Below are 20171 nucleotides of genomic sequence, written 5' to 3'. Positions count from 1 at the left end.
TCTCGGTCTTCTACCGCTGCAAGTAATCAATTCAGCACCAATTTATTCAGCACCAATTTCAAGAGAGTTCAGGAGAGAAGGAAGTCCGCCACCCCTTCCTTGGCACCCTGGATGAACGCGGTCATCTCGCCGGGTGTGTAGATCAGCGCGGGCCCGTCCGGGTCCGCCGACTGGCGGACGGCGATGCGCCCGTCCGCGAGCTTCATCGCCTCCAGGCAGTTGCCGCCGTTGCCGCCGCTCCACGGCTTGTGCCAGCCCTCGCTGCCCAGTTCACGGGCGGGCATCCCGTTGTAGATCCGCTCATTACAGATCCGCTCATTGCGTATCCGCTGCTTGATGTTTTCCATTCACAACTCCTTGCGGAAATCCCGGAGGATCTCCTTCGTGCGATGTGCCGTGGCGGCCTGAGCCGCCATGCGGTCCATGACCTCGAGGTGGGTCGCCACCTCGGAGCGCTCGTCCAGATAGACGGCGCCGGTCAGGTACTCGCTGTAGACCATGTCCGGGAGTTCCGGCATGGCAAAGCGAAAGAGCACGAAGGGCCCGTACGTGCCGGGGTGCGGTCCCGTGGAGAACGGGACGACCTGGAGCGTCACGTTGGGCGGCTTCGTGGCCTCGATCAGCTTGTCGATCTGGGCGCGCATCACCTCGGGACCACCGACGGGCCGGCGCAGGGCCGTCTCGTCCATCACGGCCCAGATCCGGGGTGCGCCTTCCCGAGTGAGCAGATCCTGGCGTTGCATGCGCAGCGCCACATGGCGGTCGATGTCCTCCGGTCTGGTCTGACCGATGGCGCCCGACTTCATGACCCCACGGGCGTACTCCTCGGTCTGCAGGATTCCGGGCACGAAATGGGGTTCGTACGAACGGATGAGGGTGGCCGCGCCCTCGAGGCTGACGTACATCGAGAACCAGCCCGGCAGGATGTCGTGGAAGCGCTGCCACCAGCCGGGCCGGTTGGCCTCCTCGGCCAGTTGGACGAAGGCCTCGGCCTCCTCGTCCGACACCCCGTACGACTTCAGCAGGAGCTGGAGGTACGGGATTTTGAGGGCGACTTCGGCCATCTCCATCCGGCGGACCGTGGCAGGCGCGACCCGCAGGATGCGCGCCGCCTCCTCACGCTTGAGGCCCGCGCGTTCCCGCAGGTCCAGCAGGCGCCGGCCGAGGACGACCTGGCCGACCGTCGGCGCGGACCGCGGTTCACTCACGTCCCACCTCCACTGAGTCCCGAACAGACGCCGCTCCGACGGTCGGATGCCGTGGTGAACGGTCGGACGCCGTTCTGAGCGCTTCTGAACAGGTACTGCGTCCTGACAGACCGGACGGCGCCGTTCGGGGTCCTCTTCGTCTTCTTCGTCTTCTTCGACTTCTTCGACGATCCCAACTGGCGCCGCTCGGCGTGCTGTTGCCAGCAGTGTGCCACGGCCCTTCTCAGAGTCACACGGCACTCTGCAATTTTCAGAGTGACACTTGCCAAGTGTTCACGGCGGGGAGATAGTGGCAAGCGTGATTCCGTCCGCGCCCTTAGGAACAGACGCCGCCGAGGACCGCTCCGGTCCGCGTGCCACCGCAGGGGTGCGCCCCGGCCCGGCCGCCGCGCGCCGGTTCCGCTTCGAGCTGGCCGCACACCCGGGTTCCGTGGCTCAGGCCCGGCATCTGACGCGCGCCCGGCTCTCCGGCTGGGCCGTGTCCGACGACACCTGTGACACGGCGGTCCTGGTCGTCTCCGAGCTGGTCACCAACGCCATCGTGCACAGCGCGAGCGCGCGTGTGGTGTGCGAGCTGCACGACGGGGACGACCTGGTGCGGATAGCCGTACGTGACGAGGGATGCGCCCCCGATGAGCCGCACCCCTCGCCGCAGCGTCCCGAGGAGGAACACGGCAGGGGGCTGCTGCTCGTCGCGGCCGTGTGCCGGTCCTGGGGCGCCCAGGACACCGCGCCGGGACTGCTGGTCTGGGCGGATCTCCCGCGCTCCCCGACGGCCGACACCACGGGTGCCGCAGCGGCCCGCTCCGACCTCGGATGGAGCGCGAGGAAGCCATCGACCGACGGCCGGGGCACCGGCACGGAAGCGTCCTGGGAAACGGAAGCCTCCTGGAGGACGGAGAGGTCCTGGCGGAGGGAAGCGTCCTGGACGAGGGAGACCTCCTGGGGGACGCGGACCATGGGGGTCCCCCCGATGCGAAGCCGGGATCGGGGAAGGCTGTGAGGAGTACGTCGGCGACAGGACCCGGTGCTCAGGTCCTGAGCCTGGACACGCTGGTCCGCCTGAAGCGCGGGCAGACGGCGTCCAGGGCGCTGCGGCGTCTCCCCGTGCCCGAGGGCATGACGGTACCGCTGGGCTGCGACGCGGTCGCGGTGCCCGCCCGGTTCGGACCCCTGCTGATGACCCGGCTGCCCCGGGTGGGCTGTGTGTACGCCGACGGGGCGCACTGGTGGTGGCTCGTGCCCTCCGAGTCCGATGTGGCCCTGGACTGGCCCGCGCCCGCCCGCTACGCCGCCGGCGCGTTCGTACCGGACACCCCGCACGCCCCCGGCCTCATCCACAAGCCGGCCGGTACCCTGCCGTACACCCCGCCGATCCCCCTCTATCTGGCCGTGTGCCGCGTCACCGGTACGACACCCGTCTGGTCGCGTCCGATCAGCGCGTGACCCTCCGGTCGACCATCAGCGCGTGACCCTCCCGTCAGGGGGCTGGCGCGTGTGTCCGAAGTGCGCCGGTCGCCACCCGTACTCCGCCATCACCACGAGTGGAGTGCCGTGTTCCTGGGGAGGGCACCGTTCATCAGTTCCCGGGGAGGCCGATGGTGGGGAAGTCCACAGGGAAAGCGCGCAAGAAGAAACGCGACGACGACAAACCGGCGCCGTCCGCCTCCGAACACCTGCTCTTCGGCGGCCCCCTGCGCTACGACATGGGCTGGTCGCAGCACTCCGAAGCGTTCCTCGAGTTGAACTTCCGCGCGATGGTGACGCGGCTGCCGTCCCTGCTCGCGTCCAGTTTCCGGCTCGCCTGGACCGCGGACCGCCGCGCCGCCCGGATCGTGGTGTCCGCCGAACTGGCCCGGGGCGCGGCGCAGGCGGTGAGCCTGCTGGCCGTCAACATCGTGCTGGGCCGGCTGATGACGAGCGGCTCCGTCGGGGACCGGCTGCACGGCGCGGTCCCGGCGCTGATCACGGTCGCCGCCGTCATGCTGCTCGGCGCGCTGCTGCGGGCGGCCTCGACGTACGCCACCGGACGCCTGGAACCCAAGGTGGAACGCGTCGCCACCGAGCTGTACCTGGAGCGGGCGGCGGCCGTCGAACTGTCCGCGATCGAGGACGACGCCTTCCACAAGCTGCTGGACACCGCGCAGTACGGTGCCTCCTCCGCCCGCCGCATGATCGCGATCGCCACCCGCGTGGTGAACGCGATGATCTCGCTCATCGCGGCCGCGGGCGTGCTGACCGTGCTGCATCCCGCCCTGCTGCCGCTGCTCGTGACGATGACCCTGCCGAGTGCCTGGAGTTCCCTGACGATCGCCCGGCGCCGCTACGAGTCCTTCCACACCTGGGTGCAGCACGCCCGTGCCGGGCACCTGATCAGCAGTCTGCTCACCGAGCCCGCCGCGGCCCCGGAGATCCGCGTGCACGGCGTCGGCCCGTTCCTGCTGCGTCACTTCCGCTCGATGTCGGAGACCGCCGAGGCGGAACAGGCCCGCCTGGCCCGCCTCTCCGCCCGCACCGGCCTGGTCGCGGCGGGCTGGACGGGCATCGCCACCGTGGCGACGTACGCGACGCTCGGCGGACTGCTGCTCGCCGGTGCGATGGCACTCTCCGTCGCCGGTACGGCCGTGATCGCGATCCGTACCGGCTCCGCGAGCCTCGACACACTCGTCCTGGAGGTCAACTCCCTCCATGAGGAAGCCCTGTTCGTGGGCGATCTGCAGCGCCTGTACGTGGAGGCGGCCGAGCGTGCGATCCCGGTGGGCGGCGAGCCGCTCCCCGAGGACCCGAGCGAGATCCGCTTCGAGAACGTCACGTTCACCTATCCGGGCGCCTCGACCCGGCCGGCGCTCGCGGACGTCACCCTGCGTCTGCCGCTCGGCAAGATCGTGGCGCTCGTCGGTGAGAACGGCTCGGGCAAGACGACCCTGGTGAAGCTGCTCGCGGGCCTGTACGCGCCCGAGCGGGGCCGGATCCTGTGGGACGGCGTCGACGCGGCGACCGCGGACCGGCAGCAACTCGCCGAACGTATCGCGATGGTGGCGCAGGACTTCAAACGCTGGCCGTTCACGGCCCGCGTCAACGTGGCGGTCGGCCGCGCCTCGGTGCCGCTGACGGACGAGCGTGTCACCGCGTCGGTGGCGGAGGCCGGGGCCGAGGACGTGGTCGCGGACCTGCCTCGCGGGCTGGACACGCTGCTCGCCCGCGGGTTCAGCGGTGGGCACGAGCTGTCGGGCGGACAGTGGCAGCGGCTGGGCATCGCACGGGCCGCGTACCGCCGTGGTCGCATCCTGATCGTGGACGAGCCGACCGCGGCGCTCGACGCCCGGGCCGAGCTGGAGGTCTTCGACAAGATCAGGGCCCTGGCGGGCAGTGGCCAGACGGTCGTCCTCATCACCCACCGGCTGGCCTCGGTCCGCCACGCCGATCTGGTGCATGTTCTCGAACAGGGCCGCCTGGTGGAGTCCGGCAGTCCGGACGAACTGCTGGCGAAGGGCGGTGTCTACGCCGAGCTGTACTCCTTGCAGGCCGAGCAGTTCACGACGAAGGTGCCGACGAAGATTCCCACGCAAGCGCCCACGAAAGTGCCTGCTCCGAACGTGCCCGCTCCGAAGGTGGGCTGACCTCGGCCGGCCTCACTCGACGAGTTCCCCGGCGCGCACGATCACCAGGAACGCGTCCGAGGCGAGGTCCATGACGACCTCGGCGGCCTGCCCCTGAAGGCGGCACGCCTGCGCGAACTCCTCGGCGGGCCACGAACCGCGCGGCCCACCGGCGGGAAAGCGCTCCAGCACCATTCGCCCGTTCACCCTGCACCTCCATGTAGCGCCGTACTCATGACGCGTACTCATAGAGTTAAACGCCAAAGGCGGGGTGAAGGGCTCGGTCAGTGACGGTACTGAGACATAGTCAACACTCGTTCACTACCCTGCTGTGAGGGAACTCTCGGCCTGTGGGCGTTTCATTTCGTGAGTTTTCCTTTCTCGTACTTTCCTGTCATTCCTCGTACTCGTCGTGGTACCGGATCCGCTCGCTGCCCGCCGGCGCCCCCAGTGCCGAGGCGCGTCCCCGGGGCACCTCCCACTCCTCCTGCCTGCCGAGTGCCGTGAGATCCAGCAGGGTCGTCGTCGAGCCGAGCCCGTCGAGGCCGCGCTCGTACGTCGAGTAGGTGTGGAAGACCCGGTCGCGATCCCGCAGGAAGCAGCTCACGCCCGGCCGCTCGTAGGGCTCGTCGTCGACCTCGACGGACACCCCGAAGTCGTCGTTGAAGTCGCTGTCGTACGACGAGTACCAGGGCACCGTCCAGCCCATACGGGCCTTGAAGGGCAGGATCTTCGTGTACGGCGCCCGGGACACGGCGGCGAACTCCGTGTCCCGGGCCCGCAGATGGGCGAGGTGGCCGATCTGATCGAGGAAGGCCGAGCAACTGCGGCAGCCCGCGTCCCACTCCGGCGCGAACATGAAGTGGTAGACGACGAGTTGGTGGCGTCCCTCGAAGAGGTCGAGCAGGGCCGCCTTGCCGTCACCGCCCTCGAACACGTACTCCTTGTCGATCTCCACCATCGGCAGGCCGCGCCGCTCCGCGTTGAGCGCGTCCCGCGCGCGGGTCGCCGCCTTCTCCTTGACCAGTAGTTCCGCGCGCGCGGCGCGCCACTCCTCGCTCGAGACGATCTGCGGAAGCGTCATGTGCCCCTCCTACGAAACGGTGCCTTCGCAGCGGTGACCGGGCGCGGGAGCGGAACTCATCGGCGGAGCGGAGAATTTCTGGATTCAGTACGTCACCGGGAGCGCGAGCAGGCCGCGGGCGCGCAGGGAGGGCCGCCACCGCAGCTCGGCGGGGTCGGTGTCGAGTGCGAGGTCCGGAAGGCGTTCCAGGAGTGCGGAGACGGCGATCTCCGTCTCCAGGCGGGCCAGCGGCGCGCCCACGCAGTAGTGGATACCCCGGCCGAGGGCGAGATGACCGGAGGCGTCCCGGCCGAGGTCGAGGCGCTCGGGGTCCGGGAAGCGGGCCGGGTCCCGGTTGGCCGCGGCCAGGGACAGCAGGACGGTCTCGCCCGCGGGCACGGTGACCGCGCCGATCGTCACGTCCTCCACCGGGAAGCGCCGGATGGCGAGCAGCGCGGGCCCTTCGTGGCGCGCGAACTCCTCGACCGCGTTCGGAAACCGCTCCGGGTTCGCGCGCAGGGCGGCCAGCTGGTCGGGGTGGGTGAGCAGTCCCAGGATGGCGTTGCCGATGAGCTGCACGGTGTTCTCGTAGCCCGCGAAGAGGATGAGGAAGGCGAGCGACATCAGCTCGTCCTCGGTGAGCCGGTCGCCCTCGTCGCGCACCGCGATCAGGTCGGAGAGCAGGTCGTCCGCCGGCTTCTTCCGTTTGTCCGCGAGGAGTTGGGTGAGGAACCCGAGCATGGCCGCGACCGCCTCCTTGGCGGCCCCGGGGCGCGTCGGGTCCGGCGCGACGAGCACGTCGGTCCAGGCCCGGAAGTCCCGGCGGTGCTCCCCCGGAATACCCAGCAGGTCGCAGATGACGGTGATGGGCAGGGGCGCGGCGTACGCGGTCATCAGGTCGGCGCTGCCGTGCGGACCGAACGCGTCGAGGAGCCGGTCGGCGGTTTCCCTTACGGGTGTGCGCAGTTGCTCGATGCGGCGCGACGTGAAGGCGCGGACCACCAGGCGCCGGATGCGGGTGTGGTCGGGCGCCTCCATGTTCAGGAGGTTGGCGTCGAGGGCGGGCGGCAGCGACAGCCCCTGGTAACCACGGGCAGCGCGTGCTTCTTGTCCATCGAGAGCAGCGGGTTCGCGAGCGCCTCGCGGACGTCCTCGTAGCGGGTGACGAGCCAGGCGGGGTTGCCGTCGGTACCGGCGACGCGGTGCACGGGTGCGGTGTCGCGCAGGCGGTCGTAGACGGCGTACGGGTGGTCGATGAGGCCTTCTGCGGGGTCCATGCCCTCCAGCCTAGGCAGCGCGGATCAGGTGTCGTACTCCTGAATCCGCCGTCCGTGGCCCCGGTCGACGAGCGAGGGCAACCGCTCCCCCAACTCCGCGACGGTGGCGGGCAGATCGAGTGTCAGCAGCTCGCGGTCGCGCATCAGGACACGTCCGTCGACGATCGTCGTCGTCACGTCACCGGAGCGGGCGCTGTGGACGAGGGTGGCGGCGAGATCGTGCACGGGCTGGGTGTGCGGGCCGCTGAGGTCGACGAGGACGATGTCGGCGCGCCGCCCCGGCGCGAGGCTGCCGATCCGCTCGCCCAGGCCGACGGCCCGCGCGCTCTGGAGTGTCGCGTGGTGCAGGGCTTGACGGGAGGTCAGCCATCGTGGGTCGCCCTCGGTGGACTTCTGCACGAGTGAGGTGAGCGCCATCGACTCCCACACGTCCAGGGAGTTGTTCGACGCGGCTCCGTCCGTGGCGAGTCCGACGGGGACGCCGATCTCGCGCAGGGCCCGTACCGGGGTCGGGCCCCAGGCGAACTTGAGATAGCCACGGGGTGCGGTCGCGACGGCCACGGGTCCGCTCGCGCCCGCCAGCACCGGCAGGTCGCGTTCGATGATGCCGGTGCCGTGCGCGATGAGCAGACCGGGTTCGTTGTCGAGGAGCCCGGCGCGCTGGAGGATCTCGATGGGCGTGCGGCCGTACCGGGCGAGGCTGGTGTCGGTCTGGCCGCGGCTCTCGGCCGCGTGCAGGTGCACGGGAAGGCCGTGCTCGCGGGCGAGGGCGGCGGTCGCGGCGAGATCGGCGGCGTTCACGGTGTAGGGGGCGTGCGGGGCGAGGGCGGTGGTGATGCGGCCGCCCGCACCGCCGCGCTGCCGCAGCGCGAACTCCAGCGACTTCTCGCGGCCTTCGGCGCCCTGCGAGGAGAAGAAGGCCTCGCCGAGGTGCGCGCGCAGCCCGCTCTCGCTCACCACGGCGGCGACCGCGTCCATCGAGAAGTAGTGGTCGGCGAAGCAGGTGACGCCCCCGCGGATCATCTCGGCGCAGGCGAGCCTCGCCCCCAACTCCACGTCCCTCTCCGTGAGGTTGGACTCGATGGGCCAGATGAAGTCGTTGAACCACTCCTCGGCGGGCAGGTCCTCGGCGATCCCGCGCAGGGCGACCATCGGGGTGTGCGTATGGCAGTTGATCAGGCCGGGCATCGCCACCTGGCCGCGCGCGTCGATGCGCAGGGCGGCGTCCGGAAGGCGCGCCTCGCGCGTGACCGCCTCGATGACCCCACCCCGTACGACGATCGAGGCGTCCTCGACGAACGCGATCTCCTCGTGCTCGTCGTGCACGAGCGCGGTGCATCCGGTGATGAGGAGGTCGGCGGGGCCGGCCGCGGACGGGGTGGTGGCGGACGGGGCCGGGACGGACGGCGTCATGGCGTCACCGTACGACGGGTCGGGCTCGCGGTGTTCAGCCCGCGAGGGGAACTCGGGCTCCCGGTGCTCAGCCCGCGAGCGGAACGGGGAGCGCCTGCCGCTCCTTCACCACCAGCCCTGCCCGTTGCCGTCCCTCGGCCAGTTCGTCGAGGAGTTCGGCTATGCGTTCGGTGTGCTGGGGGGTGAGCCGTCCGGTGTCGTCGAGCTGCACGGCGCACGCGGTCGTGGTGTCGACGAGGCGTTCGAGGGTGGCCGCGACCTCGTCCGTTCCCTCTGCGTGCCGGGCCAGGGCGGGGAGTTCGGCGGCGGCGAGGTCGATCGAGGCGCGGGCCTCGGCGAGCGCGCGGTAGGCCTCGCGGCGCAGGGTCCAGCGGCCGGCCCGGTCGTCGGTCGTGCCGTCGTCCAGTACGTGGGCGAGGTAGACGTGCGCGGCCTCGGCGGCGTGGGTGAGGCGGGCCCGTACCCCTCCCCCGCGCTGTCCGAGCGCCGGCAGATGCCCGACGAACAGCACGATCGCGCAGGCCAGCAGCGTTTCGCCGATCCGGCTCCAGGAGGCCCCCGGTTCCCCGCCCACCATGACGAGGGAGAGCACGAGCACGGTGACGACGGCGGTCAGCGCCGCGAAGTGCCGGGTGGCGACGGGGATCAGGGCGCCGCACAGCGCCACCAGGGCGACCAGCCCGGCGGGGCGCGGGAGCAGCGCCGCGAACCCGGCGAAGAGGACGGCGCCGAGCACGGTCCCCGCCGCCCGGCAGATCACGCGTGAGGCGAGCGGTCCGAGGTCGGGCTTGACCAGGAAGACGACGGTCGCGGGGAGCCAGTACCAGTGGGAGTGGCTGCCATACCAGCGGGCGTGGTGCAGGGCCTGCGCCACGGCCACGCCGGCGCCGAAGCAGAGGGCGACCCGGACCCCGTACTCGCGTCCTGCGGAACCGAGGACCGTGCGGGCGAGGGACGCGGTGGTACGGCGCCGCGTGTGCAGCGCGTTGTCGTCGCCACCCCTGTCGAAGGTGTCGGCCGCGTGCAGGAGTGCGTCGTCGAGGGCGCGCAGGGCGGGCGCGGAGCGGGCGGGCGCGGGCAGTGGCCCGGTGTGCGTACTGGTCCGTACGGCGACGGCGAGTCGTCGCGGCCCTTCGACGGCCCGTGCGGGCACCGCCTCGCCCGCCCAGGCGAGCGCGGTGGCGGCCTCGGCGAGCGGGAGCGCGGCGGCGTACTGCGCGTGCAGCCGCCGCTCGGCCGCGGAACTGGCGTACGGCCGCAGCCGGGGGCCGCCGAGCGCGTCCTGGGCGTGGTCGAGCGCGGCGGTGAGGGCGACCCGGCGCCCGGGCGCGTCCGGCCCCCCGACCGCTTCGAGCAGCGCGGCGACGGCGTCGTACACACCCCCGACGGCGTCCCGCTCCCCGTCGAAGCGATAGTCGCCGGCGGTGGCCCCGGGTGTGGGCAGCGCGAGCCGCAGCACGAGCAGCCATCCGGCCCCGCCGACGAAGAAGAGCGCACGCTGCCAGCCGGGCTCGGGCAGCGGCATCCCGGCCCCGATGGCGGCGGCGACGAGCAGCTGTGTACCCGCCCCGCTCGCGACGGGCCCGACGGCGCTGACCGCCCCGGCGAGCAGCCCGAGCACGGTGAGGAGAAGGGTGAGCGTCACCGCGCCGACGTGCTGACCCGCGTACGACCCCACGAGCAGCCCGCCGGCTCCCGCGAGCGCCGGCACGCCGAGCCGCCTGACCGCGGCCCTACGGCTGCCCGGCCGGTCGTTGATCCCGGCGAGCATGGCCCCCAGGGCGGCGACGACACCGACGGACGTACGCCCGCTCAGCACCGCCACGAGCAGCAGCGGTCCTGCGGCCAGAGCGCCCCGCACGACCGCGCTCCAGGGCACGGGGCCGCGCTGTGCGCGCAGGGCGTGGGCGAGCCAGGGCGGTAGGGCGGCGCTGAGGCGGGACACGGGACTCCTGTCGGGCGAGGGCGGGGGCGCCTTCGGGCGACGTCGGCCGGGCGGTGTACTGCCTAAGGTAGATCGCGTTGCTGGAGGAAATGGAACGTATGTATTTCCGGAAGGTGACGCATCGCGAGGATGCCGCGTTCTTTATGAACGCAACTGCCGGTCGGCCGGAGATGAAGCCGGGCATGAAGCCGAGGATGAAGCCGGGCATGAAGCCGGGCATGAAGCCGGGGATGAAGCCGGGGATGAAATGGAGCGGGTCCGAGGGCGTAGCCGGCCCCCGGACCCTTGTGATGCCACCCATGTCGCACGCCGGCACGCTTGAGAACCCAGGTCAGTCGTTATGTCGCCGCGTCCTGCCTTTGGACCACCACGCATCGAGCTGCGCGGACTGGACTTGAACCAGCATTTCGGCGTCCCGGGGCCTGGGCCCGGTTGATCCGGCGATCGGTGGCGAATGCTGAGTCTGGAGCAAGAGTCTGAGATTGATCACGGTCTGCCTCTGCCGAGTTGGGCTACCGCGGCGCGTAGGCACTCCGTGGAGTGCCGTGTGGTGCCGCGGGGAGGACTCGAACCTCCACTGGAACCGTGCATTCACGACAAGCTTCAGGTTCAGCTTGCGCTCCTCGCGCACCCCGGCCGTGGTGCGTTGTGGCCGGGGAGTTTCAGAGGCTACCCGAACAGGTAGCCGAACACGGAGTCCCCGACGCGCTGGTCGACGACGTCCACGCCGTTCGCCTCTTCCCGGGCGAACTTGACGGCCTGCTGCAACTTCTCGACCCGGTCGAGGAGTTCGTTCACGCGTCGCGCGGGCAGGGCGCCGGAGAACTTCACGGTCGTCCAGTACCCGACGGGAATGTCCTCGTAGTACACCTCGACCTGGGCGGGATGCTTCTCGGTGGCCTCGGCCTTGACGTGGTTGCGCGGCACCTTCTTGGTCCGCAGCGTCCTGACGGGTTCGGTCTTCCACGCGTCCGTCGACGGGTCCTGCACCCACGACTCGGAGGCGTCGAGAACGGGCAGCTTCCGCACAAAGGTGTTGAGATCGGTGAGCTGCTTCTCGAGGAAGAGCAGATACGACACGGGCACGTCGGCGACGAGGACCCGCCCGTCCACCTTCACATCCGCCCGGGCCGTGCAGTTCGCCCAGTCCTTGGTGGCGGTCACGTCGAACAGCCGGGTGAGCGTCCCCGCGGTCTCCCGCAACACGTCCTCGGCCTGCACCTGCACCCGCGTCGACTCGGGCGGCAGCTGCTCGCCCTCCTCGTCCTTCGGCTGGTAGGTCCGCGAGATGCCGGCCAGCAATGCGGGCTTCTGCAGCCCGTGATGAGCGGCCGTCAGGTCCTGATGGGACTTGGACTTGATGCCCTTCTCCACTGCGATGATCTGATTGAGTTTCGCCACGTCGGTGACGGTAGCAGTGGCGGCGGGGGCTTTTCGAAGGGTTATTCGACGCCGGACTCCCGCGCCCGGGTGACCCCGGCGTCCAAGACCTCCTCGGCCCGGGCGATCTCGGCGTCCAGGACCTCCTCGGCCCGGATGACCGCCGCGTCCAGGACCGCCTCCGCCCGCCCGAGCATGTGCACCAGCCCTTCCGGCCCGTTCACCCCGCCGCGCACGATCTCGTCGATCCCTCTCAACCCGGCCCGCTCCAGCAGCCGCTTCTCGTTCGTCACCCACTCCCCACGCGCCGCCAGCACCGCGTGACCGGTCTGCAGGGCGGCGGTCGCCAGCGCTCCCACGGCCTCCGTGAGACGACCGGCGGGTGCGTGGTTGGCCTTGGCGTAGGCGAGGGTGGCATGGGCGGTGCCGTGCCAGTGGGCGGCGGCGGAGGTGCGGAGTTCCGCCGGGTAGGCGGCGGGTCGGGGCAGGTCGCCGCGCAGGACACGGTTGATTGCGAGCTCGGCGACGAGGAGGTAGCTGGGGATTCCGGCGAGATGGAAGAGGAGCGGCTCCACGTGGAACCGCCCCTGCTCCGCCCTCGCCAACTCCCGTTCCACCACGTCGAGATCCCGGTAGTGAACGTCGACACGACGGCCTTCGACCGTCAGCCAGGCCCCGCCGTTGAACACGCCCCCGCCCCAGCCGCCGATCTCCGAGACCTCACCCTGCCAGCCGACGGCCCGCAGGTCGTCGGGGTCGAAGGCGCCCCGGTAGTAGACCGCCAGGTCCCAGTCACTGTCGGGACCATGGGTGCCCTGCGCGCGGGAGCCGCCGAGGGCGACGGCCCGGACGGCGGGGAGGGCGGCCAGGCGGTCGGTGACGTGGGCGAGGAACTTGTCGTCGTCGGCGTGCGGCGGCCGGGTCGGTGTGGGCATGGGGTGAGGATGCGGTCGGGTGACGGGGCTGTCGAGCCAATATCCGCCGGGAGGGGCGGACCGTCCCTCTCGTGGGGGAAGTGGCTTCGCTCGGGGACGAGCCGGGGGAAAATCGCATGCGACCGCCGCCCGTCCGCCCACATCATGGGAAGGTTGCCGGCCCAGTCGAGGATTCCCGGAGTTCCCGTGCCCGTACGCGTCACCGTCCCCAGCCTCTTCCCGCCTCCTGGCTACGCTCACGCGTCGGTCGTCGAGGCGGGTACGCGGCTCGCCTTTCTCGCCGGGGCCGTGCCGCTGGACGCGGCGGGGAAGATCGTCGGTGAGGGGGATCCCGTGCGGCAGGCCGAGCAGGTGATCGCCAATCTCGGCGAGCAACTCCGCGCGGTGGGCAGTGACTTCGCCCACGTGGTGGCGACCGATGTGTATGTCGTCAGCAGTGAGCCGAGGGTGCTGTCCGACGTGTGGGGTGTCGTCGAGGCGTCCGGGCTCAGTACGGGACCCCACTCGTCGACACTGCTCGGCGTGGCCTGCCTCGGGTACACGGGGCAGTTGGTGGAAATCACGGCGACGGCGGTCGTGCCCGAGTCCGGGTTCGAGTCCCTCCCCACACCCACGTCCACGCCCGAGTTCGGCTAGCGCAGGGCGTACTTGTCCGTCGCCTCCACCAACGCGTCCACCACACCCCTCGCCCCCATGGTGTGCCCCACGTTGTCCACGACGATCAACTCGCTGTCGGGCCAGCCGTGGTGGAGCCGCCACACCGTGCCCAGCAGGTTCCCGAAGTCGAGACTGCCCTGGACGAGCGTGCCGGGAATGCCCTTCAGCAGGGGCGCGTCGCGCATCACGACGCCTTCGTCGTTGCCTTCCCCCAGGAAGTGGTCGTTGCCGAAGTAGTGCGTGACGGTCCGCGCGAACGCCATGCGGAACTCCGGGTCCTCGTAGCGCTGCTCCGACCGCGGCGGCGCGGGAACGATCGCCGTCTCCCAGTCGGTCCAGGCCCGCGCCGCCCGCGCCCGCACCTCGGGGTCGGACGATTCGAGCAGCCGGCTGTACGCGGCCGCGAGGTTCCCGTCCCGCTCCCCCTCGGGCAGTTCGGCGAGGAACCGCTCGAACGCCTCGGGGAAGAACCGACCAAGTCCCCTGGTCAGCAGGGCCACTTCGGCGTTCGCGCCGGTGCCCACCGCGGTCAGCACCAGCTCGGAGACGACGTCCGGGTGCGTCTGCGCGTACCGCAGCCCCAGCGCCGACCCCCACGACACGCCCCACACCAGCCACCGCCGGATGCCCAAGTGCTGTCGCAGCAGCTCCAGGTCGCCGATCACATGCGCCGTCGTGTTGACGGCCATGTCCGTCCCGTACGTGGCGGCGTGCGGCGTGGAACGTCCGCAGCCGCGCTGGTCGAGCAGCACGATCCGGTACTTGGCGGGGTCGCAGTAGCGCCGGAACCAAGGACCGCAGCCGGACCCCGGACCGCCGTGCAGCATGACGGCGGGCTTGCCGTCGGGGTTCCCGCAGACCTCCCAGTACACGCGGTTGCCGTCGCCGACGTCGAGCATGCCGTGGTCGTACGGTTCGATCTCCGGATACAGGCCCATCGGGTGAGGTTAACCGTCGTACGGTCGCGTCGTCAGCCCCGCCGCCCCGGCCGCCGTACGCAGCACGTCCCGCAGCATGGCGGGCGTCAGCCGTCCGGTGAACGTGTTGCGCTGGCTGACGTGGAAGCACCCGAAGAGCTCGACGGATCGCGCCGACGGCCCGTCCTGCGCCCCCAGGGAAACCCTCGCCCCGTGCGCGAACACCGGCCTGGGCCGGGGCACCGTCCATCCCGCCGCGGCGAAGGCGGGCAGCGCGGCCTGCCAGCCGAAGGCCCCCAGCACGACCACCGACCGGAGCGTGGGCCGCAGCAGCTCCAACTCCCGTACGAGCCAGGGGCGGCAGGTGTCCCGTTCGCCGGGTGTCGGCTTGTTGGCGGGCGGCGCGCAGTGCACGGGCGAGGTGACGCGTACGCCGTACAGCTCCAGTCCGTCGTCCGCGCTCACCGAGGTCCCGCGCGAGGCGAGCCCCACGTCGTGCAGCGCCGCGTAGAGCACGTCCCCGGAGCGGTCCCCCGTGAACATCCGTCCGGTCCGGTTCCCGCCGTGGGCGGCTGGTGCGAGCCCGACGATGAGCAGCGAGGCGTCGGCCGGTCCGTAGCCGGGCACGGGGCGGCCCCAGTACGTCTGGTCGGCGAAGGCGGCACGCCTGGTGCGGGCGACCTCCTCGCGCCACGCGACCAGCCTCGGACACGCCCGACACCCGGCGATCCGGGCGTCCAGATCAGCCAGTGCGTCCAGGTCGTCCAGATCAGGCGGTGCGTCCAGATCACCCGACGCGCCCATGCCGTCCAGGTCGCCGACGTTGCCGGGATCGCTGCTGCCGGCCGGGCTGCTGTCCATGCCCCCACCGTACGACCGGGCGCCCTGCCCCTCCCTCACCCGGCCCCGGGTCAGTCGGTGGGCTGTTCGGCGGGGCGCAGCCCGGCGGTCGTCCTTACTTCCTACTGCGAGGCACGCCGGGCCAGGACTCTTCTAGAGTCGAGGCATGGCTTCTGAGGGTGCGGACGTCGAGCGGAACGACGAGAAGGTCGACGAGCAGGTCGACGAGGAGAAGGCGGTGGCCGCCGCCGAGGCCGCCCGTCCGGCGGGCGGCGAGAGCGTGCGGGTCGACAGCTGGATCTGGTCCGTACGTCTGGTCAAGACCCGCTCGGCGGGTGCGACCGCGTGCCGGGGCGGACACGTCCGGGTGAACGGGGAACGCGTCAAGCCCGCGTACGCCGTGCGCGTCGGCGACGAGGTGCGCCTGCGGCAGGGGATCCGGGAACGGATCGTCATCGTGAAGCGGGTGATCCGCAAGCGGGTCGGCGCGCCCGTCGCCGCCGAGTGCTACGTCGACAACAGCCCGCCGCCCCCGCCGCGCGAGGCGATCGCCCCGGCCGGCGTCCGTGACCGCGGAGCGGGCCGCCCGACCAAGCGCGACCGCCGCGAGATGGAGCGCCTCCGGGGCCTCGGCAGCCCCGACTCGCCCTGACCCGAGGGTGTCGCCGTACGACGTCGGGGGCTCCCCCCTGGTCACTTGGGGAGCCCCGACGTCGTACGGCCGTCGTGCGCCGTCACCGGGTCATGCCCGTCGCCGCAGCCACCGGACCAGCTCGGTGGTGTGGCCCCTCCTGGCCCACGCGATCAGCGCGAGCGGCAGGATCAGGATGAGCGGGGTCACCACGTACGGCCCGTGGACGACGGTGACGTTCACGACGAAGGCGCCCACCATCAGCGCGCTGAGCGCCACCGCCGCCACCGAGGACAGCAGCGGGACCAACAGGGCGAGGCCTCCGGCGAGTTCGAGCGCACCGATGAGGTACATCCCCGTGCTGCCCCAGCCGAGCTTGTCGAACGCCTCGGCGGCCGACGGGTGCGCGATCAGCTTGGGCAGCGCGCTCGCGAACGCGTAGAAGAGACCGAGCACGATCTGCAGCGCGCCCAGGGAGATCCGGGCACCGCGGCCGCGGGTCTTCAGCGAAGAGGCAGAGGTGGGAGAGGCGGAGGAGGCGGAGGAGGCGGAGGTGGCGGCGAGCGTCGTGACGGGGACGGTGGTCTCGGACATGAGGGTCTCCTGTGCGAAGCGGTACGCGTTGCTGTCGCAGGGGTAGACCGGGGGCGCGTGCGGAACTCATCGCCGTGGAGCGGAAACGGGCTACAGCGCGAACCAGCCGTGCCCGACGTACCAGTGCCCGCCCCCGCGCAGATGGTCCCCCACCGCACGCTCCACCGTGCTCCGGCGCGGCAGCTCACGTGTGGGCAGCTCCGGATCGCCGAAGACGAAGCCGACCGGCACTCCGTCGTCCGGGGTCGTCTCCTGGTACGCGATCCGGAAGCGTTCCTGGAAGCGGATGATGTTCGAGTCCGCCGGGAGATACCGCCCGAGCTGTGGATCGAGCAGCCAGGAGTGGCACACGGCGACTTCATGGCGCTCGTCGGGATAGTGCCGGGCGAAGAACTCCCGTGCCAGCGCGATCGACCGCTCGCAGGAGGCGGGGGACAGCGGCCCGTGGAAGTCGGGTATGTGCAGGCTCAGACACGCGTCGCCGGGGCCGGCGTCGAGGCCCGCCGCCGCGACGGCCCGCCCCGTGCGCCGGCCGAGCCGCGACCGCTGGAACTGCAGCCGGCCCAGCTGGAACAGCTCACCGTGGAAGTGCAGGGCGATCCACCAGGGGAACAGCAGCCCCGGCGTCCCGAGCCGTCTGTGGTGCACGGACACATGCCGGCCGAGGTCGGCCAGGGTGCGCCGGGACACGTCGTCGGGGATGCCGAGCCCCCGGTGGTAGGCCCGGACGTACGGGAGCGCCGCGATGAAGACGTACAGGTGGAAGCAGCGCCCGAGGGGCCCCGCCGACTCGGGGAACGCGGGCGGCTCCCAGCCCTTCCCGATCTCCCCCATGTCCCGTACGAAGCGGCCGACGCACCGGGCGAGCAGCGTCATCGCCTCCGAGTCGGCCGCCAGCCGGCCGCGCAGCGCGACGAGTTCGTTGATGTGCTCGTGGGCCACGGTCAGGTCGAGCAGGAGGTCCGGCAGCTCGTCCGCGTCCGGGAGCACCGCCTCCATCCGAGGAGCGCCCTCGCTCTCCAGGTCCCTCAGCCACTCGGCGAGTCTCGCGTCCGCCCGCAGCGCCTCCAGCAGCACCCGCGCCTCCAGCAGCACCCGCGCCTCCCGTCGGTCCGGCCGCCGCTCGCTCTCCGCGGCCCCTTGGTCAACGTGCACGACGAAGAGTACGTTTTCAGTAGGAGCGATGGTCACGGATCAGCGTCACGGAGTAGTGATCCGTATGCGTACAGGCAGTGAACCGACGACGGCGCGCAGCGCGCTGCGCATGCGCTTTTGGCTGAGTGTCTGGGGCCTGGTCTGGACGATCTTCGGTACGGCCGCGTTCGCGCTGGTCGGACGCCCCGGCTGGGCGGCCGCGTGCGGGGTGCTGTGGCTGATCGTCACCGCCGACATGACCATGATCCTGCGCCACATCCATCAGGGGCCGCACTACCAGCCGGGCCGCGACATCCCGCCGTACCGGCCTCCGGAGCACCGTCACCCATAGCGGGATCGGCGACGGCTGCGACTACGACGAGTCACGACTCACAACTCACGAGTCGAAGCGTGCCGCTTCCAGGTACTGGGGCTTCGGGTCGAGCGCCGCCGCCAGCCGGAAGTGCCGCTTCGCCTGGTCCGGGCGAAGCTGGCGCTCATAGGTGCGGGCAAGCGCGAAGTGCGCGAACGCGTTGTCCGGCTCGCGCTCCAGGACGATCGTGAACTCCAGCTCGGCGGGGCGCAGTTGCGCGGCGGCGAAGAAGGCACGCGCGCGCAGCAGTCGGGCGGCGGTGTTCTCCGGGTGCGCGGCGATCACTGGATCGAGCAGCTTCACCGCACCCCGCGGGTCCCGCGCGGCGAGCAGTTGCTCGGCGGCACGGAAGTCGATGACATGCGTCTCCGGAGTACGTCCGGTCGATCCGCTGGTCTCGGGCACGGCAGAGTCCTTCCCTCGCTGAACGGGTTCAACGCCCCGGTCGAGGACGGCTATTCCTTGCGGGCGTACGCCCGGCGTACGAGATCCGCCCAAACCTCCCGAACGCGCGCCTCCAGCTCCTCCAGGGGGACGTCGTTGTCGATGACGACGTCCGCGATCCCCAGCCGCTTCTCGCGGGTGGCCTGGGCGGCCATGCGGGCGCGGGCGTCCGCCTCGGTCATGCCGCGCAGCCGCACGAGACGGTCGAGCTGGGTCTCGGGGCTGGCATCGACGACGACCACGAGGTCGTAGAGCGGTCCGAGGGCGTTCTCGGCGAGCAGCGGGACGTCGTGGATCACGACGGCGTCCTCGGCCGCGGCACTCTCCAGCTCGCGGGAGCGGGCGCCCACCAGGGGGTGCACGATCGAGTTCAGGACGGCGAGCTTCTCCGGGTCGGCGAAGACGATCGAGCCCAGCTTGGGGCGGTCCAGACCGCCGTCGGGTGCGAGCACGTCCTGCCCGAAGGCGTCGACGACGGCCGCGAGCCCGGGGGTTCCGGGTGCGACGACCTCCCGCGCGATCAGATCCGCGTCGATCAGCACCGCGCCGAGCCGCACGAGCAGCCTCGACACCTCGCTCTTGCCGGCGCCGATACCGCCGGTCAGGCCAACCTTCAGCATGACCGAGAGCTTAGGGCCTGCCGGTGACGAGCCCCCCACGGCCCCCGAAGCCGCCGCCCTACGGGCGTCGCCCCCCTACGGCGTCACCCCGCCCTACGCGTCGCCCTCGCGCTCCGCCAGGAAGCGCTCGAACTCCAACCCGATCTCGTCCGCCGAGGGGATGTCCACCGGTTCCGCGAGCATGTTGCCCCGCGTCTCGGCGCCCGCGGCGGCGTCGTACTGGTGCTCGAGTCCCTGGACGAGGGCCACGAGTTCCTCGTCGCCCTCCTGGATCTGCCGGTCGATCTCCGTCTGGGTGCGGTGCGCCTCGGTGCGCAGGGAGTGCGCGATGGCGGGGAGCACCAGGCCCGTGGCGCCCGTGATGGCCTCCAGGACCGTCAGCGCCGCGTCCGGGTACGGGGAGCGGGCGATGTAGTGCGGGACGTGCGCGGCGACGCCCAGGACGTCGTGTCCGGCCTCCATGAGGCGGTACTCGACAAGGGATTCGGCGCTGCCGGGGACCTGCGCCTCGTCGAAGGGGCTGCGGTGGCCCGGCACCAGGTCCGTGCGGTTGCCGTGCGGGGTGAGGCCCACGGGGCGGGTGTGCGGGACGCCCATGGGGATGCCGTGGAAGTTCACGGACAGCCGGACGCCGAGCCGCTCCACGATCTGCTGGACGGCGGCGGCGAAGCGCTCCCACTCGACGTCCGGCTCGGGTCCCGACAGCAGCAGGAAGGGCGCGCCCGTGGCGTCCTGGACGAGCCGCACGTCGAGCGTGGGCTCCTCGTAGTCCGTCCAGCGGTCGCGCTTGAACGTCAGCAGCGGGCGGCGCGCCCGGTAGTCCACGAGCCGGTCGTGGTCGAAACGGGCCACGACCTGGTGGGGCAGCGAGTCGAGCAGACGGTCGACGATCTGGTCGCCCGTTTCACCCGCGTCGATGTATCCGTCGAAGTGGTAGAGCATGACCAGACCGGCCGACTCCTGGGCGAGTGCCATGTCCACCACGGCCAGGCCCTTCGGCTCCCATGCGTACAAACCCTGCGGATCAAGCACTGTGACCGCTCCTCCTCGTGTTCGTACTCCACAACGTGGTCAGGATCGCGAGCATTCCCCGGACCGCTCCTTTTACGGCTCGGTTCGCCGAAGGGGCGCACGGGCGCGC

At 71.3% G+C, this 20171-nt stretch carries 22 protein-coding genes and 1 pseudogene; 7 read left to right on the top strand and 16 right to left on the bottom strand.

The features are described 5' to 3' along the window. Window positions 1-68: 68 nt before the first annotated feature. Together AQJ27_RS08440 and AQJ27_RS08435 are read right to left on the bottom strand one after the other, a co-directional pair. Window positions 69-347 (bottom strand): DUF397 domain-containing protein, encoded by a 279-nt coding sequence (locus AQJ27_RS08440; RefSeq protein ID WP_067364048.1) that lies wholly within the window; start codon window positions 345-347, stop codon window positions 69-71. Next, the gene (locus tag AQJ27_RS08435; protein WP_067364045.1) at window positions 348-1208 is read right to left on the bottom strand and encodes a helix-turn-helix domain-containing protein; all 861 of its coding nucleotides are present in this window, start codon (window positions 1206-1208) and stop codon (window positions 348-350) included. A gap of 289 nt (window positions 1209-1497) precedes the next feature. Between AQJ27_RS08435 and AQJ27_RS08430 the strand changes: the two genes are divergently transcribed. The 3 genes from AQJ27_RS08430 (at window position 1498) to AQJ27_RS08420 (ending at window position 4828) form a co-directional block, all read left to right on the top strand. Further along, the gene (locus AQJ27_RS08430; RefSeq protein ID WP_067364042.1) at window positions 1498-2211 is read left to right on the top strand and encodes an ATP-binding protein; all 714 of its coding nucleotides are present in this window, start codon (window positions 1498-1500) and stop codon (window positions 2209-2211) included. After that, a complete protein-coding gene (locus AQJ27_RS08425; RefSeq protein ID WP_067364039.1) occupies window positions 2208-2654 on the top strand; it encodes a hypothetical protein in 447 nt (148 codons plus the stop codon). The genes AQJ27_RS08430 and AQJ27_RS08425 overlap by 4 nt, the downstream gene beginning before the upstream one ends. Before the next feature lie 152 nt (window positions 2655-2806). Beyond that, window positions 2807-4828 carry an ABC transporter ATP-binding protein gene (locus AQJ27_RS08420; RefSeq protein ID WP_067364036.1) on the top strand — a complete coding sequence of 674 codons (2022 nt, stop codon included), beginning with the start codon at window positions 2807-2809 and terminating at the stop codon, window positions 4826-4828. A 12-nt stretch (window positions 4829-4840) separates the two neighbouring features. Here the strand turns inward: AQJ27_RS08420 and AQJ27_RS57300 are convergent, their stop codons facing one another. The 5 genes and pseudogenes from AQJ27_RS57300 to AQJ27_RS08400 all read right to left on the bottom strand — a co-directional run bounded on the left by AQJ27_RS57300 (window position 4841) and on the right by AQJ27_RS08400 (window position 10505). After that, window positions 4841-5014: a hypothetical protein gene (locus tag AQJ27_RS57300; protein ID WP_095855250.1), complete on the bottom strand. Its 174-nt coding sequence runs from the start codon at window positions 5012-5014 to the stop codon at window positions 4841-4843. Between the two features lie 187 nt (window positions 5015-5201). After that, window positions 5202-5891 carry a DUF899 domain-containing protein gene (locus AQJ27_RS08415; RefSeq protein ID WP_067364033.1) on the bottom strand — a complete coding sequence of 230 codons (690 nt, stop codon included), beginning with the start codon at window positions 5889-5891 and terminating at the stop codon, window positions 5202-5204. Window positions 5892-5975: 84 nt separating this feature from the next. Then, window positions 5976-7147: pseudogene (locus AQJ27_RS08410) on the bottom strand (cytochrome P450 family protein). Between the two features lie 24 nt (window positions 7148-7171). Next, complete coding sequence (locus AQJ27_RS08405) at window positions 7172-8560, bottom strand: amidohydrolase (RefSeq protein WP_067364030.1); 1389 nt, start codon at window positions 8558-8560, stop codon at window positions 7172-7174. Between the two features lie 67 nt (window positions 8561-8627). Next, window positions 8628-10505: an FUSC family protein gene (locus AQJ27_RS08400; protein ID WP_067364027.1), complete on the bottom strand. Its 1878-nt coding sequence runs from the start codon at window positions 10503-10505 to the stop codon at window positions 8628-8630. Window positions 10506-10582: 77 nt separating this feature from the next. On the opposite strand from AQJ27_RS08400, the gene AQJ27_RS57295 reads away from it, so the two are divergent. Then, entirely contained in the window at window positions 10583-10903 is a 321-nt protein-coding gene (locus AQJ27_RS57295; protein ID WP_162489338.1) for a hypothetical protein, read from the top strand. A gap of 271 nt (window positions 10904-11174) precedes the next feature. Here the strand turns inward: AQJ27_RS57295 and AQJ27_RS08390 are convergent, their stop codons facing one another. Then, complete coding sequence (locus AQJ27_RS08390; RefSeq protein WP_054235966.1) at window positions 11175-11906, bottom strand: DUF7873 family protein; 732 nt, start codon at window positions 11904-11906, stop codon at window positions 11175-11177. Between the two features lie 41 nt (window positions 11907-11947). Continuing rightward, window positions 11948-12820: a nucleotidyltransferase domain-containing protein gene (locus AQJ27_RS08385; protein ID WP_079064864.1), complete on the bottom strand. Its 873-nt coding sequence runs from the start codon at window positions 12818-12820 to the stop codon at window positions 11948-11950. A gap of 144 nt (window positions 12821-12964) precedes the next feature. Between AQJ27_RS08385 and AQJ27_RS08380 the strand changes: the two genes are divergently transcribed. Next, entirely contained in the window at window positions 12965-13456 is a 492-nt protein-coding gene (locus AQJ27_RS08380; RefSeq protein ID WP_067364021.1) for a RidA family protein, read from the top strand. Here the strand turns inward: AQJ27_RS08380 and pip are convergent. Next, window positions 13453-14415, bottom strand: a complete 963-nt coding sequence (gene pip / locus AQJ27_RS08375; RefSeq protein ID WP_067364018.1) for a prolyl aminopeptidase — start codon at window positions 14413-14415, stop codon at window positions 13453-13455. The genes AQJ27_RS08380 and pip overlap by 4 nt on opposite strands. Before the next feature lie 9 nt (window positions 14416-14424). After that, window positions 14425-15198, bottom strand: coding sequence for a uracil-DNA glycosylase (locus AQJ27_RS08370; RefSeq protein WP_067364831.1), 774 nt, complete (start codon window positions 15196-15198; stop codon window positions 14425-14427). A gap of 202 nt (window positions 15199-15400) precedes the next feature. Here AQJ27_RS08370 and AQJ27_RS08365 point away from each other — a divergent pair, with 202 nt between their 5' ends. Continuing rightward, on the top strand, window positions 15401-15886 hold the full coding sequence (locus AQJ27_RS08365; RefSeq protein WP_067364017.1) for an RNA-binding S4 domain-containing protein: 486 nt from the start codon (window positions 15401-15403) through the stop codon (window positions 15884-15886). Between the two features lie 90 nt (window positions 15887-15976). Here the strand turns inward: AQJ27_RS08365 and AQJ27_RS08360 are convergent, their stop codons facing one another. Continuing rightward, window positions 15977-16459, bottom strand: a complete 483-nt coding sequence (locus AQJ27_RS08360; RefSeq protein ID WP_067364016.1) for a DoxX family protein — start codon at window positions 16457-16459, stop codon at window positions 15977-15979. Window positions 16460-16549: 90 nt separating this feature from the next. Then, window positions 16550-17536 (bottom strand): acyltransferase domain-containing protein, encoded by a 987-nt coding sequence (locus AQJ27_RS08355; RefSeq protein WP_067364826.1) that lies wholly within the window; start codon window positions 17534-17536, stop codon window positions 16550-16552. Between the two features lie 142 nt (window positions 17537-17678). On the opposite strand from AQJ27_RS08355, the gene AQJ27_RS08350 reads away from it, so the two are divergent. Beyond that, window positions 17679-17945 carry a DUF6343 family protein gene (locus AQJ27_RS08350; RefSeq protein ID WP_179436611.1) on the top strand — a complete coding sequence of 89 codons (267 nt, stop codon included), beginning with the start codon at window positions 17679-17681 and terminating at the stop codon, window positions 17943-17945. Between the two features lie 45 nt (window positions 17946-17990). Here the strand turns inward: AQJ27_RS08350 and AQJ27_RS08345 are convergent, their stop codons facing one another. From AQJ27_RS08345 to AQJ27_RS08335, 3 genes are all read right to left on the bottom strand, one after another. Then, complete coding sequence (locus tag AQJ27_RS08345) at window positions 17991-18371, bottom strand: tetratricopeptide repeat protein (protein ID WP_054235974.1); 381 nt, start codon at window positions 18369-18371, stop codon at window positions 17991-17993. A gap of 50 nt (window positions 18372-18421) precedes the next feature. Further along, entirely contained in the window at window positions 18422-19030 is a 609-nt protein-coding gene (gene coaE, locus AQJ27_RS08340; protein ID WP_067364012.1) for a dephospho-CoA kinase, read from the bottom strand. Between the two features lie 93 nt (window positions 19031-19123). Continuing rightward, window positions 19124-20062: a PAC2 family protein gene (locus tag AQJ27_RS08335; protein WP_060898459.1), complete on the bottom strand. Its 939-nt coding sequence runs from the start codon at window positions 20060-20062 to the stop codon at window positions 19124-19126. Window positions 20063-20171 lie beyond the last annotated feature (109 nt).

This window comes from Streptomyces olivochromogenes (assembly GCF_001514115.1).
GTDB classification, from domain to species: domain Bacteria; phylum Actinomycetota; class Actinomycetes; order Streptomycetales; family Streptomycetaceae; genus Streptomyces; species Streptomyces olivochromogenes.
Note: the sequence above shows the minus strand (reverse complement) of the source record. Positions and strands in the feature narration are given on the sequence as shown.

Excerpts from the sequence above, each read along its gene's own strand:
- AQJ27_RS08440 (WP_067364048.1), bottom strand. The coding sequence starts at position 347 with ATGGAAAACATCAAGCAGCGGATACGCAATGAGCGGATCTGTAATGAG.
- AQJ27_RS08420 (WP_067364036.1), top strand. The coding sequence starts at position 2,807 with ATGGTGGGGAAGTCCACAGGGAAAGCGCGCAAGAAGAAACGCGACGAC.
- AQJ27_RS08415 (WP_067364033.1), bottom strand. The coding sequence starts at position 5,891 with ATGACGCTTCCGCAGATCGTCTCGAGCGAGGAGTGGCGCGCCGCGCGC.
- AQJ27_RS08405 (WP_067364030.1), bottom strand. The coding sequence starts at position 8,560 with ATGACGCCGTCCGTCCCGGCCCCGTCCGCCACCACCCCGTCCGCGGCC.
- AQJ27_RS08385 (WP_079064864.1), bottom strand. The coding sequence starts at position 12,820 with ATGCCCACACCGACCCGGCCGCCGCACGCCGACGACGACAAGTTCCTC.
- AQJ27_RS08380 (WP_067364021.1), top strand. The coding sequence starts at position 12,965 with ATGGGAAGGTTGCCGGCCCAGTCGAGGATTCCCGGAGTTCCCGTGCCC.
- pip (WP_067364018.1), bottom strand. The coding sequence starts at position 14,415 with ATGGGCCTGTATCCGGAGATCGAACCGTACGACCACGGCATGCTCGAC.
- AQJ27_RS08370 (WP_067364831.1), bottom strand. The coding sequence starts at position 15,198 with ATGGGCGCGTCGGGTGATCTGGACGCACCGCCTGATCTGGACGACCTG.
- AQJ27_RS08365 (WP_067364017.1), top strand. The coding sequence starts at position 15,401 with ATGGCTTCTGAGGGTGCGGACGTCGAGCGGAACGACGAGAAGGTCGAC.
- AQJ27_RS08360 (WP_067364016.1), bottom strand. The coding sequence starts at position 16,459 with ATGTCCGAGACCACCGTCCCCGTCACGACGCTCGCCGCCACCTCCGCC.
- AQJ27_RS08350 (WP_179436611.1), top strand. The coding sequence starts at position 17,679 with ATGCGTACAGGCAGTGAACCGACGACGGCGCGCAGCGCGCTGCGCATG.
- coaE (WP_067364012.1), bottom strand. The coding sequence starts at position 19,030 with ATGCTGAAGGTTGGCCTGACCGGCGGTATCGGCGCCGGCAAGAGCGAG.